The sequence below is a fragment of the Methylobacterium durans genome (assembly GCF_003173715.1).
GTDB classification, from domain to species: Bacteria; Pseudomonadota; Alphaproteobacteria; order Rhizobiales; family Beijerinckiaceae; genus Methylobacterium; species Methylobacterium durans.
Genome location: NZ_CP029550.1, coordinates 55,995 through 72,882 on the forward strand (window position 1 = coordinate 55,995; position 16,888 = coordinate 72,882).

Below are 16,888 nucleotides of genomic sequence, written 5' to 3' on the forward strand. Positions count from 1 at the left end.
CCCACGCCCGATCGCCGGCGACCGTCACGCGCCCTCGAGGATCAGGCGCTCGCGGCCCGTGAAGACGGTAAGCGTGTCCGATCGGGCGATGGCGCACATCGTCATGCCGTGCAGCTTCGCCCGGTCGAGGGCGAGAGAGGTCGGCGCCGAGATCGCCACGAGCACGGCCGCCCCGAAATGGGCCGCCTTCTCGACCATCTCGAACGAGCAGCGGCTCGTGATGACGAGGAAGCCCGCGGCCGGGTCGGTGCCGGCGCGGATCATCGCCCCGATCAGCTTGTCGAGGGCGTTGTGGCGACCGACATCCTCGCGCACCGCGACGAGGCTCCCGTCGAGGCGGACCCAGGCGGCGGCGTGGACGGCCCGCGTCTCCCGGTTGAGGATCTGGGCAGGTCCGAGCGTGGTGAGCGCCGCGCTGATCGCCCGCATGGAGACGCGGGTGCGCGGAGCCTCCCGCGGCTCGGCCACGGGAAGCGCTGCGAGGTCGTCGATACCGCAGACCCCACAGCCCGTGCGACCGCTGATGGCGCGTTTGCGGGCCAGATGCTCGCGCAACCGGCCGGGCACGAGATCGACCAGCAGCCGCAGGCCCCCCTCCCCGGCCTCGACCCGGGCGGAGCGGATCTCGTCCGCGGAGGCGACGATGCCCTCCGTCAGGCTGAAGCCGTAGGCGAAATCCTCGAGATCCGAGGGGCTCGTCATCATCACCGCGTAGGGCATGCTGCCGTAGACGAGGTTGACCGGCGTCTCGACGGCGAGGGGACGCATGTCGTCACGCGGTGCGGGATCCTCGTAGGCGATGACCTGGGTCGGCACGCGCATCGCCGTGTCGGGCAAGATTGTCTCGGCGTCGCTCTGTTCGGTGGTGTGCATGCGAATCCGTCAGCGATCGGGGGCGATGAGGGACATATAGCAACGGTCCCCCGCGGGCGCCGCCGTCGATCCGCCGCCACGTGCGACGCCGTGTCCCGCCCGCCGCGGAGCCGCTTCGCGCCGCGGATGGGAATGCGGCCGAAACCTTGGAACCAGCCTAAGAAAACACCCGATGCGACGCTGTTGCGGTTGCACCTTGACGTTCCTTGTGGTCTGACACCGCGATCGGAAGCCGGCCGGGTGCTCACGCCCGCCGACGTCCTGCCACGTCACCACAGCAACGCGGCGACCCCGGGACAATCGGGGCGCGGGCGGTCGGCCGATAAGGTCAAGCCAGGGGAGCCACGAGAAGGCACATGCGGACGGCGAAGACGCACACTCGCTCAACATGGGGGCTCGCCGCCCTCGGCGCCATCCTGGCCTCGTCCACCCCGGCTCTCGCGGCCGGAATCGGCCAGCCGGAGCCCTGGCAGATGGACCGCCAGGTGCCCGTCACCGAGAACGCCCGGCACATCCTGCATTTCGAGGTCGCCCTGCACTGGCTCTCGCTCGGCATCTCCCTCTTCGTGCTGGCGCTGATCGTCTACTGCATCTACCGCTTCAGCGAGAAGGCGAACCCGGTCCCCTCGAAGACCACGCACAACACCCTGATTGAGGTCGCCTGGACGATCGTCCCCGTCCTCATCCTCGTCGCGGTGGCGATTCCCTCCTTCCGCCTCCTGCGCACCCAGCTCTCCGACCCGAAGGCCGACGTGATCGTGAAGGTCATCGGCCACGCCTGGTACTGGTCCTACGAGTACCCGGCCGACCAAGGCGGCGGCTTCGCCTTCGACGCCAACCTCGACGAGGACAAGCAGCCCAAGCTTCTCGGAACCGACAACGACATGGTCGTGCCGGTGAACAAGATCGTGAAGGTCCAGGTCACCGCCGCCGACGTGCTCCATTCCTGGGCTGTCCCGTCCTTCGGCTTCAAGATTGACGCCGTGCCCGGCCGCCTCAACCAGTTCTGGTTCAAGGCCGACCGCGAGGGCACCTATCACGGCCAGTGCTCCGAGCTCTGCGGCCAGCGCCACGCCTACATGCCGATCACCGTTCGCGTCGTGAGCGACGAGGCCTACGCCCAGTGGCTCACCGAGGCGAAGACCAAGTACGCCCGCCTCGACGACGGCTCCAAGCTCGCCGACGCCCGCTAGCGGCGCGGCCCCATCGGGGCCGGCTGAGCCGGCTCCGATCGCACCCATTCGAGAGATTACGAGAAAACGAGCAAGGTCAGCATCGATGGCTACCGCCGCAGCACATGCGGGGCATGACGCCCACGCCGATCACAAACCCTCCTTCTTCGCGCGCTGGTTCCTCTCCACGAACCACAAGGACATCGGCACGCTCTACCTGCTGTTCGCCTTCAGCGCCGGCATCATCGGCGCGTTCCTCTCCTTCGGCATCCGCATGGAGATGGAGGAGCCCGGCCTGCAGTACTTCTCGAACCCGGCCACCTACAACGTGTTCGTGACCGGCCACGGCCTCATCATGGTGTTCTTCATGGTGATGCCGGCACTCATCGGCGGCTTCGGCAACTGGTTCGTGCCGCTCATGATCGGCGCGCCGGACATGGCGTTCCCGCGCATGAACAACATCTCGTTCTGGCTGACCGTGGCGGGCTTCTGCAGCCTGCTCTGCTCGCTCTTCGTCGAGGGCGCGCCGGGCGCGTCCGGCGCCGGCACGGGCTGGACCGTCTACCCGCCGCTCTCGACCGCTGGCCATCCCGGGCCCGCCGTCGACTTCGCCATCTTCGCCCTGCACCTTTCGGGCGCGGGCTCGATCCTCGGCGCGATCAACTTCATCACGACGATCCTCAACATGCGCGCCCCCGGCATGACGCTGCATAAGATGCCGCTCTTCGCCTGGGCCGAGCTCGTCACCGCCTTCCTGCTGCTCCTGTCGCTCCCGGTTCTCGCCGGCGCGATCACGATGCTGCTGACCGACCGCAACTTCGGCACGACGTTCTTCGATCCGGCCGGCGGCGGCGATCCGATTCTCTACCAGCACCTGTTCTGGTTCTTCGGCCACCCCGAAGTGTACATCATGATCCTGCCGGCCTTCGGCATCGTCTCGCACATCATCGCCACCTTCTCGAAGAAGCCGGTCTTCGGCTACCTCGCGATGGCCTACGCGATGGTCGCGATTGGCGTCGTCGGCTTCGTCGTGTGGGCCCACCACATGTACACGGTCGGCCTCAGCCTGCAGACGCAATCGTACTTCGTCTTCGCCACGATGGTCATCGCGGTGCCCACCGGCGTGAAGATCTTCTCGTGGATCGCGACGATGTGGGGTGGCTCGATCCGCTTCACCGCCGCCATGCACTGGGCGGTCGGCTTCATCTTCCTGTTCACGGTCGGCGGCGTCACCGGCGTCGTTCTGGCGAACTCGGCGGTCGATAAGTACCTGCACGACACCTACTACGTCGTGGCTCACTTCCACTACGTGCTCTCGCTCGGCGCCGTGTTCATCATCTTCGCCGGCGTCTACTACTGGTTCCCGAAGATGACTGGCCACGTCATCCCGGAATGGGCCGGCAAGCTGCACTTCTGGCTGGCCTTCATCGGCGCGAATGTCCTGTTCTTCCCGATGCACTTCCTCGGGCTTGCCGGCATGCCGCGCCGCTACGCCGACTATCCGGAGGCCTTCGCCGGCTGGCACAAGGTCGCGACCTGGGGCGGGCACATCTTCGCGCTCGGCATGATCGTCTTCGTGATCGGCGTCGTCCTCGCCTTCCGCTCGAAGACCCGCGCCGCGGACAACCCGTGGGGTGAGGGTGCGACGACGCTGGAATGGACCCTGTCCTCGCCGCCGCCCTTCCACCAGTTCGAGACGCTGCCCCGCATCGTCGACGAGCCGGGCCACCACTGACGGTCGGGATCTCCGACCCGTCGAGACCCTCGCGAGGACCGCCCCGGCGGTCCTCGCTCTTTCCCGGATAGCCTCACGGCCCCGCTTCGGGGCTATCCGGCAAGGGGCGGCGCCGAAGCGGCGCGGTGCGAGCCACCCGAACCCGAGACCCGAGATCCCGCGAGCATCATGACGAGCCTGACGAACAGCCTGCCGATCGGTGCCGAGGCACAGGGATTCGCCCCCGCCCCGTCGATCGTCGGCGGCGACGTGCCGGACTACTTCGCCCTCCTCAAGCCCCGCGTGATGGTCCTCGTGATCTTCACCGCCCTCGTCGGCATGGTGGTCTCGCAGGGCCACGTGAACCTGGCGATCGCCGCGATCTCGCTCCTGATGATCGCGGTGGGCGCGGGCGCCTCGGGCTGCCTCAACATGTGGTGGGATGCCGACATCGACGCGGTGATGACCCGGACCGCCAAGCGTCCGATCCCGGATGGCCGCATCCAGCCCGGCGAGGCCCTCGCCTTCGGCCTGACCCTGTCGGTGGGCTCTGTTCTGATGCTGGGGCTCGCCGCGAACTGGCTCGCCGCCGGCCTCCTCGCCTTCACGATCGTCTTCTACGCCGTGATCTACTCGATGTGGCTGAAGCGGGCGACGCCGCAGAACATCGTCATCGGCGGCGCGGCCGGGGCCTCCCTCCGGTGATCGGCCAGGCGGTGGTCTCCGGCACGGTCGGCATCGAGTCGATCGTGCTGTTCCTGATCATCTTCATCTGGACGCCGCCCCATTTCTGGGCGCTGGCCCTCGTCAAGGCCGGCGAGTACGCCAAGGCTGGCATCCCGATGATGCCGAACGTGGCGGGCCCGCAATCGACCCGCCGCCAGATCATCTACTACACCCTGCTCCTCGCCCCCCTCGGGCTCGCCCCCGTCGCCCTCGGCTTCGGCGGCCTGCTCTACGCGATCGTGGGCGCCCTCGGCGGCCTCGGCATGCTGGCCTTCAGCGTCCAGGTCTTCCGCCATCGCGAGGGCGAGGCCGAGAAGCGCTCGGCGATGGGCATGTTCGCCTTCTCGATCCTCTACCTGTTCCTGCTCTTCTCGGCGCTGCTCGCCGAGCAGGGCCTCGGCCTGTTCCGGCCGGTGGCGTTCGTCTAAGTGTCCGAGTCCGCGATGCAGGATCCCCTACCCGGCTACCGGCCGCTGACCCCCGAGGAGGAGCGCCGCCGTCGCAAGCGCTCCATCGCCATCGCCCTCGCGCTCGGCGCCATGGTCCTGATCTTCTTCGTCCTGACCATCGCCAAGCTCGGGCCGCAGGTCCTGAACCGACCGCTCTAGCCCGATCCCGAAACCCATGTCCGATCTGCGCAGCAACCCGAACCGGAAGGCCAACCGCACGGCGCTCGCTTGTGCCGGCCTCGTCGCGGGCATGACCGGCCTCGCCTTCGCGTCGGTGCCGCTCTACGACGCCTTCTGCAAGGCGACCGGGTTCGACGGCACGCCGATCCAGGGGCCCGCCGGAGCGCCGCGGCCGCGCCCGTCGACGACAGCTTAGTCGTGCGCTTCGACACGAATGTCGGCGGCGGCCTGCCCTGGTCGTTCAAGGCCGAGACCCGCAAGGTCGAGGCGCGCCTCGGCGAGACGACGACGGTGTTCTTCCGCGCGACGAATACGGGGCCGGCGCCCTCGACCGGCATCGCGACCTTCAACGTTCAACCCAGCCTGATGGGCGGCTACTTCGTCAAGGTCGAATGCTTCTGCTTCAAGGAGCAGACGCTGCAGCCGGGCGAGACCATCGACTTCCCGGTCGTGTTCTACATCGATCCCGCCATGCGTCAGGACTCCAACACGAGCCATCTCAGCGAGATGACGCTCTCCTACACCTACTTCCCCTCGAAGAACGGCGCGCCGGCGACCGCCGCGCTTGCGACGGGCGGAGAGGCGGGCAAGAAGTCGAATTTCTGATCGCGCGCGCGTGACAAGGGCACGCCGCGCACCTAATGGGTTCCAAGCTTGAGGGTTCGGAGAGTTCCGCCCTCCGGGTCGCGACAACAAGGGCCTAGGCCGGGAACGGCGAAGGGCCGGGGTAGGAGAGAACGACAGATGGCCGAGGCGCACGCCAAGAATCACGACTATCACATTCTCAATCCGAGCCCCTGGCCGCTGATCGGCGCCACGTCCGGCTTCCTGATGGCGTTCGGCGCCGTCTTCTGGATGAAGAGCCTCTCGATCGGCAACCTCGCCGTCGGCCCCTACATCTTCGGCGCTGGCACGATCGGCGTGCTCTACACCATGTTCTCCTGGTGGAAGGACGTCGTCCACGAGGCCAATTCCGGCGATCACACCCGGGTCGTCCAGCTCCATCACCGCTACGGCATGATGATGTTCATCGCCTCCGAGGTGATGTTCTTCGTCGCGTGGTTCTGGGCCTATTTTGAGGCGGCCCTCTACACCGCCGACCCGATCCAGGCGACCCGCGTCGATTTCACAGGCGGCGTCTGGCCGCCGAAGGGCATCGAGGCGTTCGACCCCTGGCACCTGCCGCTCCTGAACACGCTGATCCTGCTCACCTCCGGCACCACCGTGACTTGGGCGCACCACGCCCTTCTGCACGGCGACCGCAAGGGCCTGAAATACGGGCTGTGGCTGACGATCATCCTCGGTGTGCTCTTCACCGCCTGCCAAGCCTACGAGTACAGCCACGCCCATTTCGGCTTCTCGGGCAGCATCTACTCGTCAACCTTCTTCATGGCGACGGGCTTCCACGGCGCGCACGTCATCATCGGCACGATCTTCCTGGCGGTCTGCCTGTTCCGCGCCTATGCGGGCCAGTTCACCCCCAGCAGCACCTCGGCTTCGAGTTCGCGGCCTGGTACTGGCACTTCGTCGACGTGGTCTGGCTCTTCCTGTTCGCCGCCATCTACGTCTGGGGCTCGGGCGTCGGCCACGCCGCCCACTGATCCGGGACCGCCTGCGGGGCATGCAACGGCAAGGGCGGCGCGAGCCGCCCTTTTTCATGCGCGTCGGATCCCAAATCCCCATATCGGCGGTTGGTCCACGGCCGGTGCGGCCGGCTCCGTCCGGGGAGGTCGCGCTCTGCCCCGCGCACTCCCGAAGCGGGGAGCCGGCCATCGCCGCGGACCGAGACAGTATCGAGGAGCGATCGTGCATCCGACCCACGGCCTGCCGCCCCGATCCCGACCGGCCTGCGCGGCCGCTGCCCCCGCTGCGGCAAGGGCCACCTCTTCAAGGGGTTCCTGACGCTGCGCCCCACCTGCGAGGCCTGCGGCCTCGACTATTCCGGCTTCGATTCCGCCGACGGCCCGGCCTTCTTCGTGATGTCGATCGTCGGCCTCGTCGTGGTCGGCCTCGCGCTCTTCCTCGAGATCACCTACGAGCCGCCGATCTGGGTCCACGCCCTCGTGGCGGTCTCGCTGACGCTTATCCTGAGCCTGCTCCTCGTGCGGCCGCTCAAGGGCATGCTGATCGCCCTGCAATACGCCAACAAGGCCGAGGAGGGCCGCTTCCGCCCGTGACGCACGCCGCCGCCGCGCCCCGTGCCGCCTGGCGCGACCTTCTCGCGCCCGGGCTCGCCTCCCTCGTCGCTCTCGCGATCCTCGTCGGCCTCGGTACGTGGCAGGTCGCGCGCAAGACCGAGAAGGAGGCGCTGATCGCCCGGATCGTCGCCCGCTCGAAGGCGGAGCCAGGCCCCCTCCCCGCCCCGGCCGAGTGGGATGCCGCCCGCGACGAGTTCCGGCACGTGCGCGTCGCGGGGCGCTTCCTCAACGACCGCGAGACCCTGGTCCACGGCCTCGCCGCGGGCGGCACGCCGGGCCGGGCGCTGCAGGGCTACTACGTGATCACGCCGCTGGTGCGCGCGGAGGGCGGCACAATCCTCGTCAACCGCGGCTTTGTGCCAACCGAACTGAAGCGCCCGGAGGACCGCAAGGACGGGATCGTGGAGGGCGAGACCACGGTGACCGGCATCCTGCGGGCGAGCGAGGCGCGGGGGATGTTCGTGCCCGCGCCCGATCCGGCCGCGGCGAGTGGTTCAACCGGGATGTCGCCGGCATCGCGGCCTCCCGCGGCATTGCCGATGCGGCGCCCTTCCTCGTCGAGGCCGACGCGGCGCCGGGCCAGACGAGCTGGCCGCGGGGCGGCCAGCTGCGCGTCGACCTGCCGAACAACCACCTGCAATATGCTTTCACGTGGTTCGGCATCGCGGCCTGCCTCGTCGGCGTCTTCTCCGTCTACGCGTGGCGGCGCCTGAGGGACGGCCCGGGCTCGGCCTGAGCGGGCCCGCTTGCCGCGATGAGACGGCGCCTTACACTTCCTTCCTCCGGAGCGGAGTGTCCTGATGCGCGCGATCCTCTGTCTCGTCCTCGCCCTCCTCGCGCTGCCGGCCTTCGCAGCCGATGACGGCGCACGGGAGGCCGCGCGCGCGCGATCACCCGTCAGGTCGAGGCCCTCGGGCGCGACGACGCGCCCGCGGCCTACGCGCTCGCCGCGCCCTCGATCCAGGCCCTGTTCCCGACGCCCGACGTGTTCATCGGCATGGTGCGTACCAATTACGGCGCGATCTACCGCCATCGCAGCTTCGTCTTCGGCGCGGCGCGGGAGGACGGCGCGGACGGGCTCTCCCAGGATGTCGCGATCCAGGATTCCTACGGCATCGACTGGACGGCCTCCTACAGCCTGCAGCGTCAGGCGGACGGAGAATGGCGGATCACCGGCTGCCGGCTGACCAAGGAGCCGGGCACGTCGCTGTGAGCGGCAGATCCGCCGGAACCGGCTTCGACACGGGCGCCCGCTTCGTGTAGAGGGGGCGCCTTCTCCGGAGGCCCCTTTGCTTCACGTCTCGACCCGCGGCGCAGCCGCGCCGCTCTCGTTCTCCGATGCCCTCCTCGCCGGCCTCGCCCGCGACGGCGGCCTCTACGTGCCCGAGAGCTGGCCGCAGATCGGAAAGGCCGAGATCGCGGGGCTCGCGGGCATGCGCTATGCGGACGCGGCCAAGCGCGTCCTGCGCCCGCTCATCGACGGCGAGATCGGCGATGCGGATCTCGATTCCATGATCGAGGCGTCCTATGCGACCTTCCGCCACCCGGCGGTCTGCCCCCTGACGCAGCTCGACGACAACCTGTTCCTGCTGGAGCTCTTCCACGGCCCGACGCTCGCCTTCAAGGACGTGGCGATGCAGCTGCTCGGGCGGCTGATGGACCACGTGCTGCGGTCCCGCGGCGCCCGGGCCACCATCGTCGGCGCGACGTCCGGCGACACCGGGTCGGCCGCGGTCGAAGCCTTTCGCGGGCTCGATCAGGTCGACGTCTTCGTGCTGTTCCCGCACGGTCGGGTCTCGGAGGTGCAGCGTCGGCAGATGACCTCGGTGCCGGACGCCAACGTCCACGCCATCGCCATCGACGGCACCTTCGACGATTGCCAGAACATCGTGAAGGCGATGTTCCAGCACGCGGATTTCGCGGATTCGGTGCGGCTGTCGGGCGTCAACTCGATCAACTGGGCCCGCGTCGCGGCGCAGGCGGTCTACTATTTCACCAGCGCGGTGGCCCTCGGCGCGCCGCATCGGCCCATCTCCTTCGCGGTGCCGACCGGCAATTTCGGCGACATCCTCGCCGGCTGGGTCGCCAAGCGCATGGGCCTGCCGATCGAACGCCTGATGATCGGCACCAACGCGAACGATATCCTGGCCCGTACCCTGGAGCACGGCGCCTACGAGGTCCGCGGCGTCGAGCCGACCACCTCGCCCTCGATGGACATCCAGATCTCCTCGAATTTCGAGCGTCTGCTCTTCGAGGCGCTCGACCGCAACGCCGCGACCTTGACCCGCCTGATGGCGGGGCTCCGGCAATCGGGCGGCTTCACCCTCGACGAGGGGCTGCTCGCCACGATCCGCTCCGAGTTCGACGCCGTCGCCGTCCCCGAGCCGGATGTCACCGAGGAGATCGCCAGGACCTACGCGGCGACGGGCGTGGTGCTCGATCCGCACAGCGCCATCGGCGTGCGGGCCGGCCGCCGCCTCCTCGAGACGGATCGCGCGACCCCGGTCGTGGCGCTGGCGACCGCCCACGCGGCGAAGTTTCCCGACGCCGTCGTGAAGGCGACCGGCGCCGGCCGCCCGGTGCTGCCGCCCCACCTCGCCGACCTGATGGACCGTCCCGAGCGCGTCTCCCGGGTCGCCAACGACCAGGCCGCGGTCGAGTCGTTCATTCGCGAGCGCGCCCGCATCACGAAGGGCGCCTGAGCCATGAACCGGCATTTCGCGACGCACGGGGCCTCGCCCGGCCTGAAGGTGAGCCGCCTCGACAACGGCCTGACCGTGACCACCGAGGCGATGCCCGGCGTCGCCACGGCGACTCTCGGTGTCTGGGTCGGTGCCGGCTCCCGCCACGAGCAGGCGGACGAGCATGGGCTCAGCCATCTCCTCGAGCACATGGCGTTCAAGGGCACCCGCAGCCGCTCGGCCCGGGTGATCGCCGAGGACATCGAGAATGTCGGCGGCGAGATCAACGCGGCGACCAGTGCCGAGAGCACGAGCTACACCGCCCGCGTGCTCGGCGAGGATGCCGGCGTCGCCCTCGACGTGATCGGCGACATCCTCACGAACTCGGTCTTCGACGCGGACGAGCTTGCCCGCGAGAAAGGCGTGATCCTGCAGGAATACGCCGCCGTCGAGGACACCCCGGACGACGTCGTCTACGACGCCTTCACCGAGGCCGCCTTCCCCGACCAGCCGATCGGCCGCCCTATCCTCGGCCGGCCGGAGACGATCCGGAGCTTCGATCGCGGCGCGATCGAGAGCTATCTCGCCCGCGAATACACCCCGACCGCATGGTGCTGGCCGCGGCCGGCGCCGTCGAGCACGATGAGATCGTGGCGGCGGCCGAGCGGCATTTCGGGGGCCTTGCCGCCCCTCCCGCCCCGGAAGCGGTGCCGGGCGTGTACGGCGGCGGCGAGCGGCGCCTGCAGCGGCGCCTGGAGCAGGCGAATCTCGTCCTCGGCTTGCCTGGTCTCTCCTTCCGGGACGAAGGCTACTACGCGCTGCACATCTTCGCGCAGGTGCTCGGCGGCGGCCTGACCTCCCGGCTCTGGCACGAGGTCCGCGAGACCCGCGGCCTCGCCTACGAGATCCAGGCCTTCCACTGGCCCTTCTCCGATTGCGGCCTGTTCGGTATCGGCGCCGGCACCTCCGCCCGCGACCTGCCGCAGCTCGTCGAGGTGACCCTGGAGGCCACCGTGCGGGCGACCCGCGACCTCGACGCGGCCGAGCTCGCGCGGGCCAAGGCGCAGCTCAAGGTCGCCCTGCTCACGGCGCTGGAGACACCGGGCGGGCGCATCGAGCGCAATGCCCGCCAGCTCCTCGCCTGGGGCCGGGTGATTCCATCGGACGAGGTCATCGCCAAGGTCGATGCGGTCACGGTCGACGACGTGCGCGCGGCCGGCCGCACCCTCCTCGGCGGCGCGCCGACGCTCGCCGCGATCGGCCCGATCGGCAAGCTGCCGCGCCTCGACCAGGTCGCCGCGCAGCTGAAGGCGGCCTGAGCGACGTCGGGGAAGCGGAAACCGCGCCCGTCCCCAACTTGTTTTGGCCGCAAAGGCGCGCGATCGACTCCCCCGGTGTCGCGGCAGGAAGCGGTGGGCGCCCTCTTCCGGCAGGGCCCGCCCGCCTTGCCCGCGGATGGGCCCCCTCTACCACTGCCCGAAACCTGAGCCTCGTCGCCGCCGCCCGGCCGGAACTCACGCCCGTTGCGCATTCTCGCCACCGTCCTCGCCGCCCTCGTCACGGCCCTCGTCGGATCGCTGGTCCTCAGCATCCCTGCGCGCGCGGTCGAGGCGGTGCGGGTCACCCTCGACGCGCCGGTGATCGACCTGACGCCGATGATCGAGCGCTACCGCTCGGACGGTGACCTGATCCAGATCTCGACGGCGCCGGGCAAGGACGGGATCGTGCGCCGCATCGTGGTCAAGGCGCGCGACACCGGCGCTCGCCCGGACTGGATGGTGTTCGCGCTCACCAACGACACCGACGAGCAGATCGACCGCCTCCTCGTCGCGCCGCATTTCCGCCTCGTCGGCTCGGGCGTGGTCTGGCCCGATCTCGGCGGTTCGCGCATCGCGGCCATCACGGCGAGCCAGGGCATCCGTCCGGAGCGGGACGAGAACCCCGAGGCCGACCAGTTCGTCATCACCCTCGATCCCGGCACGACCGTCACCTTCGTGGCTGAGCTCAGGGGGCCGAACATCCCGCAGGTCTACCTCTGGGATCAGGAGGCCTACCGCAAGAAGTCGACCGGCCTGACGCTCTACAAGGGCATCATCATCGGCATCGCGGGCCTGCTCGCCCTATTCCTGACGATCATCTTCGTGGTGAAGGGCGCGATCATCTTTCCCGCGGCCGCCGCGCTCGCCTGGGCGGTGCTCGCCTACGCCTGCATCGATTTCGGCTTCCTGCAGCGGGTCTTTCCCGTCACCGAGGTGGCCGAGCGGGTCTACCGGGCCTCTGCCGAGGCGATACTCGGCGCGACCCTCCTCGTCTTTCTGTTCGCGTACCTGAACCTCGCCCGCTGGCACGTGCGCTACAGCCACGTCGCCTTCTTCTGGCTCGCCTTCCTCGCCGGACTCGTCGGCCTCGCGGTGTTCGATCCGCCGGTGGCGGCGGGCGTCGCGCGCATCTCGATCGCGGCGGTGGCCGGCGTCGGCCTGCTGCTGATCGTCTACCTCGCCGCGCATAACGGCTACGACCGCGCCATCCTCCTCGTGCCGACCTGGGCCCTGCTCCTCGTCTGGGTGGTGGCGGCGGGCTTCGCCATCACGGGCCAGATCGGCTCGGACCTCGTGCAGCCGGCGCTGATCGGCGGCCTCGTCCTCGTCGTCATGCTGATCGGCTTCACGGTGATGCAGCACGCCTTCGCGGGTGGCGGCCTCACTCACGCCCTCGTCTCCGACACCGAGCGGCGCGCGCTCGCGCTCACGGGCGCCGGCGACGTGGTGTTCGACTGGGACGTGCCGGGCGACCGCGTCTTCGCCGGCCAGGAGATCGAGGGCCAGCTCGGCCTCAAGCGCGGGGCCCTGGAAGGGCCGGCCGCCAACTGGCTCAACCTCCTCCACCCTTTCGACATCGAGCGTTACTCGGCGGCCCTCGACACGGTGATCGAGGAGCGGCGCGGCCGCATCGTCCACGATTTTCGGCTGCGCGCGGCCTCCGGCGCCTATTTCTGGTACCGGCTGAAGGCGCGCCCCGTGATCGGCTCGGACGGCGAGGTGATCCGCATCGTCGGCACCATCGCCGACGTGACCGAGATCAAGACCGCCGAGGAGCGCCTGCTGCACGATGCTGTGCACGACAGCCTCACCGGCCTGCCGAACCGCGAGCTGTTCGGCGACCGCCTCGACGCGGCGCTCGCCTTCGCGAGCCAGGATCCGCGCCTCAAGCCCACGGTGATCGTTCTCGACATCGACCGGTTCAAGGCGATCAACGACGCGATCGGGTTGTCGGCCGGCGATTCGATCCTTCTCACCCTGTCCCGCCGCCTCGGCCGCCTGCTGCGCCCGCAGGACACGTTGGCCCGGGTCGCGGGCGACGAATTCGCCGTGATCCTCCTCTCCGAGCGCGAGCCCGACCGGATCCTGGCCTTCGCCGAGATGATCCGCCGGGCCATCGCCACACCGATCACCTACGCGGACCGCGAGATCTTCCTCACCGTCTCGGTCGGCATCGCGCTGCACGAGACCGGCGCGGCACTCAAGCGCGACGAGGTCTTCAAGAACGCCGAGATTGCCATGGTCCAGGCCAAGCGCGGCGGCGGCGATCGCATCGAGGTGTTCCGCGCCCACATGCGCAACGAGCGCTCGGACCGGCTGATGTTGGAGAGCGACCTGCGCCGGGCGATCGAGCGCAACGAGATCAAGGTGCTGTTCCAGCCGATCGTCCGGCTGGAGGACCGCACGGTGGCGGGCTTCGAGGCGCTCCTGCGCTGGGACCACCCGAAGCTCGGCCGCATCCCACCCTCGACGTTCATCCCGATCGCCGAGGAGAGCGGCTTCATCGTCAATCTCGGCATCTTCGCGATGGAGCGCACGGCGCTGGAACTCGCCGCTTGGCAGCGCTCGCTCGACGTCGAGCCGCCGATCTTTGCGAGTGTGAACGTCTCGTCGCGCCAGCTTCTCCGCCACGACCTCCTGCACGACGTGAAGACGGTGCTGGCCCGCTCCGGCGTGCTGCCGGGCTCCCTGAAGCTCGAGCTCACCGAGAGCCTCGTGATGGAGAATCCGGAATACGCCGCCCAGATGCTCGCCCGCATCCACGACCTCGGCGCCGGCCTCTCCCTCGACGATTTCGGCACCGGCTACTCATCCCTGTCCTACCTGCAGCGCTTCCCCTTCGACACGATCAAGATCGACCAGTCCTTCGTGCGCCAGATGGCGTCCGGCAAGACCGTGATCCTGCGCTCGATCGTGAAGATGGCGACGGAACTCGGCCTCGCCATCGTGGCGGAGGGCGCCGAGTCGGAGGCCGACGCGCAGGCGCTCGCCGAACTCGGCTGCGAGTACGCGCAGGGCTACGCCTTCGGTGAGCCGATGACGATGCACCAAGCCCGCCAGCTCGTCGGCGCGGCGCCGGAAGCGGCCTGAGGGTTGTCAGGCCGGGGCGCGCTCGCAGAGGGATGCCAGCGCCGCGACGAGGCGCCGGGGCTCCACGGGCTTGCGCTGAATCGGCAGGTCCGGCCAAGCGAGGCGCATCTCCCGCGGCAGCACGCCCGCCGTGCAGACGAGGACCGGCACCCGCGCCGCGATGAGACGATGGGCGGCCGGGGTCGCTTCGCCGTCGGCGAGGTTGAGGTCGAGGATGGCGGCATCGAGGTGCTCGTGCTCGATCAGTCGGATCGCGTCGCGGTTCGTGCGCACCGGGCCGACGACGCGCCCGTTCACGTCCTCGACGATGTCCATGAGTTCCATCGCGATCAGGATCTCGTCCTCCACGATGAGCACCCGCCGGCCAGTCAACATCGATCGCCCCCAAGCCTGCGCCTGAGCGAGCTGACGCTCGTTCCGTGTCGTGCGAAATGTCCGGGACGGGGCAGCTTCGGCCTCCAGTGCCGTGTCGCTCACACTGCCGCGCTCCGCTGCCAGGATGCGACCGTGGCAGGGGCGCGTCAACGCGCTCCGAAGCCTCCGACGCGGCCAGCCGAAGGATTTATTTTTGCTGGCTCGCGGGAACCTTCCCGCATCGCCGAAAGGCGTCTTCGGGGAAGCATTTAAGCCTCCCTTAACCATGATCGACCAAGACTGCCTCGCAGGTTCGGTCGTGGCACCCTCGCGCGGAGCCCGGCCCGTTGGGAGATGCGTGATGGCCGATGCGGCGCGGCGGGTACGTGATGGCGGCGGGTCCGACCTCGTGCGGCGGCTGATCGCCCGGCCGATCCGCCTCGACGTCGCGCGGAACGCGTCGGCGCCCGTACCGCCGCCGGTGCAGGAAGCGGACGAGGGCCCGGACGAAGCCAGCGACCTCACCCGCTTGCGGGCCGAGATGACCGTGATGAAGGCGGTGCTGGAGGCCGAGCGGCGCGAGACCGCCAAGCTCCGCGCGACGGTCGACGGCGTCGTCGGCGCCGAGCCGGTCGGCGCCGAGGCCCGGGCGGTCCGCGACCGCTGGGCGACCCTCGTCGACGGGCTCCTCAACGCGCCGCGCTGACCCGCACCCCACGCTCAAGATTCAGGAGACGACCATGAGCGCCCGCTGCTCACTCGTCGTCAACGGCAAGTCCGTGCGTGTCTCCACCGGCGACACGCCGCTGGAGGCCGCGCTCGCCGAGGGGATGATCGCACCCGCCCAAGGGGTGCATGGGGCCGGCGCGCCCGGCCAGGCAGCCGCGCCGGCCGCTCGGCGCCTGCCCGGTCGCGGCCATCGGCCCGACATGGCGAAGCTGCCGCTGCCGCGACCGCAGCCCGCGATCGTCCTGCCGGAGACCCGGGCCGCCGCGCCGGTCAAGCGGACGGGTTCGATCACCGACGTGCGCGCCCTCTCGCCCCACGCGATCGAGGTCGTCGTCACGGTAACCCGACGCCTTCCCCTCGAGCCCGGCCATCAGGTCGTCCTCGCCCTCGAGGGCCTGGAGCCGCTGACGCTCTGCCCGACGCTGCGCGTGGACGGCTCCGCGGAGCTGAACGAACTCGTCTTCCACCTGCCGCAGGATCCCGCCGCGCCCGGCCTCGCGGCCTCCCTCGCTGTCGGAACCGCCGCCAAGGTTCGGGGCCCCGTCGGCCGCGCCCAGTACCGGCCCGGCGGCGGGCGCCTGATCCTCGTCTCGGACGGCACCGGCTTCGCGCCGGTCTGGTCGGTGGCGCGGGCTGCCCGCTACGTCGAACCGGCGCGGGACATGGCGGTCCTTGTCGGCGCCCGCGACCCGCTCGACCTCTACATGCGCCCCGCCCTCGACTGGCTGCGCGCCACCGGCATCGGCCGGATCACCCTCGTGGCCGACCGAAGCCGCCAGCGCCCGCCCGACGTTCGGCCGGGCCCCCTCACCGCCCATGTGCCGCCGCTGCGAACCACCGACGTGGTGCACGTGGCGGGCTCGGCCTCGACCGTCGGCGCGGTCGAGGTGCTGGCCGCCGCCGCCGGCGCGCGCTGCTACCCGCTCCTCGTGCCGGAGACGTGACGCCGTCACGATCGATTGCGTGCGATTGACCCTACGGCCAAGCCGGGGCACCATTCGGACCCGGCGACGGGTAGGCTCCGCATGCCGTTCGATCACTCGGAAGCCCGACGGACACGGTTGCTCGTAGCGGATCTGCGGGCGCTCGCCGAGACGCTTCGCGCGACCGTGCAGACGTCGCGCGAACTTGCCACGCGGGCCGAGGCGCGGAACGCGGCGGGCAGGCTGGCGCTGGAGAGCCTGCTCATCACGCAACCCGTCGAACCGGTCGAGGGCGTCATCGACGGGCTGGCCTACGCCTGCGAGCACAGCGCCGCCTACGGTGACCCGGCCGTCGACACCCTGATCCGGACTGCCCTGTACCTGGTCGGCCGTAGGGTCGCCGCGATCGAGGGGGCCCCGTCCGAGGGGCTCACCCTTCACTGAGCATACCGGCCGGCAACCTCGGGACGAGGCGACGCG

Annotated in this window: 12 protein-coding genes and 5 pseudogenes; 15 read left to right on the forward strand and 2 right to left on the reverse strand. The window is 69.8% G+C overall.

What is annotated here, in order from left to right:
* Nucleotides 1-24: 24 nt before the first annotated feature.
* The gene (gene fdhD / locus DK389_RS00225; RefSeq protein WP_109886705.1) at nucleotides 25-873 is read right to left on the reverse strand and encodes a formate dehydrogenase accessory sulfurtransferase FdhD; all 849 of its coding nucleotides are present in this window, start codon (nucleotides 871-873) and stop codon (nucleotides 25-27) included.
* A gap of 356 nt (nucleotides 874-1,229) precedes the next feature.
* Here fdhD and coxB point away from each other — a divergent pair, with 356 nt between their 5' ends.
* From coxB to DK389_RS00280, 12 genes and pseudogenes are all read left to right on the forward strand, one after another.
* Nucleotides 1,230-2,066 carry a cytochrome c oxidase subunit II gene (gene coxB, locus DK389_RS00230; RefSeq protein ID WP_109886707.1) on the forward strand — a complete coding sequence of 279 codons (837 nt, stop codon included), beginning with the start codon at nucleotides 1,230-1,232 and terminating at the stop codon, nucleotides 2,064-2,066.
* Between the two features lie 85 nt (nucleotides 2,067-2,151).
* Nucleotides 2,152-3,780, forward strand: a complete 1,629-nt coding sequence (gene ctaD, locus DK389_RS00235) for a cytochrome c oxidase subunit I (protein WP_109886709.1) — start codon at nucleotides 2,152-2,154, stop codon at nucleotides 3,778-3,780.
* A gap of 168 nt (nucleotides 3,781-3,948) precedes the next feature.
* Nucleotides 3,949-4,913 (forward strand): annotated as a pseudogene (locus tag DK389_RS00240) (heme o synthase).
* A gap of 15 nt (nucleotides 4,914-4,928) precedes the next feature.
* Nucleotides 4,929-5,093, forward strand: a complete 165-nt coding sequence (locus tag DK389_RS33310; protein WP_165937747.1) for a hypothetical protein — start codon at nucleotides 4,929-4,931, stop codon at nucleotides 5,091-5,093.
* Between the two features lie 16 nt (nucleotides 5,094-5,109).
* Nucleotides 5,110-5,720, forward strand: a pseudogene (locus DK389_RS00245) (cytochrome c oxidase assembly protein).
* A gap of 138 nt (nucleotides 5,721-5,858) precedes the next feature.
* A pseudogene (locus tag DK389_RS00250) lies at nucleotides 5,859-6,715 on the forward strand (cytochrome c oxidase subunit 3).
* A 234-nt stretch (nucleotides 6,716-6,949) separates the two neighbouring features.
* Nucleotides 6,950-7,291 (forward strand): DUF983 domain-containing protein, encoded by a 342-nt coding sequence (locus DK389_RS00255; protein WP_109895848.1) that lies wholly within the window; start codon nucleotides 6,950-6,952, stop codon nucleotides 7,289-7,291.
* Nucleotides 7,288-8,048 (forward strand): annotated as a pseudogene (locus tag DK389_RS00260) (SURF1 family protein). The gene DK389_RS00255 and the pseudogene DK389_RS00260 overlap by 4 nt, the downstream one beginning before the upstream one ends.
* 153 nt (nucleotides 8,049-8,201) lie before the next feature.
* Nucleotides 8,202-8,525: a DUF4864 domain-containing protein gene (locus tag DK389_RS00265; RefSeq protein ID WP_335645565.1), complete on the forward strand. Its 324-nt coding sequence runs from the start codon at nucleotides 8,202-8,204 to the stop codon at nucleotides 8,523-8,525.
* 76 nt (nucleotides 8,526-8,601) lie between these two features.
* Nucleotides 8,602-10,014, forward strand: a complete 1,413-nt coding sequence (gene thrC, locus DK389_RS00270) for a threonine synthase (RefSeq protein ID WP_109886711.1) — start codon at nucleotides 8,602-8,604, stop codon at nucleotides 10,012-10,014.
* A 3-nt stretch (nucleotides 10,015-10,017) separates the two neighbouring features.
* Nucleotides 10,018-11,312 (forward strand): annotated as a pseudogene (locus DK389_RS00275) (M16 family metallopeptidase).
* A gap of 204 nt (nucleotides 11,313-11,516) precedes the next feature.
* Nucleotides 11,517-14,402: an EAL domain-containing protein gene (locus tag DK389_RS00280; protein ID WP_109886713.1), complete on the forward strand. Its 2,886-nt coding sequence runs from the start codon at nucleotides 11,517-11,519 to the stop codon at nucleotides 14,400-14,402.
* 6 nt (nucleotides 14,403-14,408) lie between these two features.
* On the opposite strand, the gene DK389_RS00285 is transcribed toward DK389_RS00280, so the two are convergent.
* On the reverse strand, nucleotides 14,409-14,879 hold the full coding sequence (locus DK389_RS00285) for a response regulator (RefSeq protein ID WP_236960490.1): 471 nt from the start codon (nucleotides 14,877-14,879) through the stop codon (nucleotides 14,409-14,411).
* Nucleotides 14,880-15,117: 238 nt separating this feature from the next.
* Between DK389_RS00285 and DK389_RS00290 the strand changes: the two genes are divergently transcribed.
* The 3 genes from DK389_RS00290 (at nucleotide 15,118) to DK389_RS00300 (ending at nucleotide 16,852) form a co-directional block, all read left to right on the forward strand.
* On the forward strand, nucleotides 15,118-15,462 hold the full coding sequence (locus tag DK389_RS00290; protein WP_109886717.1) for a hypothetical protein: 345 nt from the start codon (nucleotides 15,118-15,120) through the stop codon (nucleotides 15,460-15,462).
* 34 nt (nucleotides 15,463-15,496) lie between these two features.
* Entirely contained in the window at nucleotides 15,497-16,429 is a 933-nt protein-coding gene (locus tag DK389_RS00295; protein WP_109886719.1) for a ferredoxin reductase domain-containing protein, read from the forward strand.
* A 117-nt stretch (nucleotides 16,430-16,546) separates the two neighbouring features.
* On the forward strand, nucleotides 16,547-16,852 hold the full coding sequence (locus DK389_RS00300) for a hypothetical protein (RefSeq protein WP_109886720.1): 306 nt from the start codon (nucleotides 16,547-16,549) through the stop codon (nucleotides 16,850-16,852).
* The last annotated feature ends 36 nt before the right edge of the window (nucleotides 16,853-16,888 follow it).

What these genes read in the sequence shown, in the direction of transcription:
- fdhD (WP_109886705.1), bottom strand. Translation starts at nt 873, where the DNA reads ATGCACACCACCGAACAGAGCGACGCCGAGACAATCTTGCCCGACACG.
- coxB (WP_109886707.1), top strand. Translation starts at nt 1,230, where the DNA reads ATGCGGACGGCGAAGACGCACACTCGCTCAACATGGGGGCTCGCCGCC.
- ctaD (WP_109886709.1), top strand. Translation starts at nt 2,152, where the DNA reads ATGGCTACCGCCGCAGCACATGCGGGGCATGACGCCCACGCCGATCAC.
- DK389_RS33310 (WP_165937747.1), top strand. Translation starts at nt 4,929, where the DNA reads ATGCAGGATCCCCTACCCGGCTACCGGCCGCTGACCCCCGAGGAGGAG.
- DK389_RS00290 (WP_109886717.1), top strand. Translation starts at nt 15,118, where the DNA reads ATGGCCGATGCGGCGCGGCGGGTACGTGATGGCGGCGGGTCCGACCTC.
- DK389_RS00295 (WP_109886719.1), top strand. Translation starts at nt 15,497, where the DNA reads ATGAGCGCCCGCTGCTCACTCGTCGTCAACGGCAAGTCCGTGCGTGTC.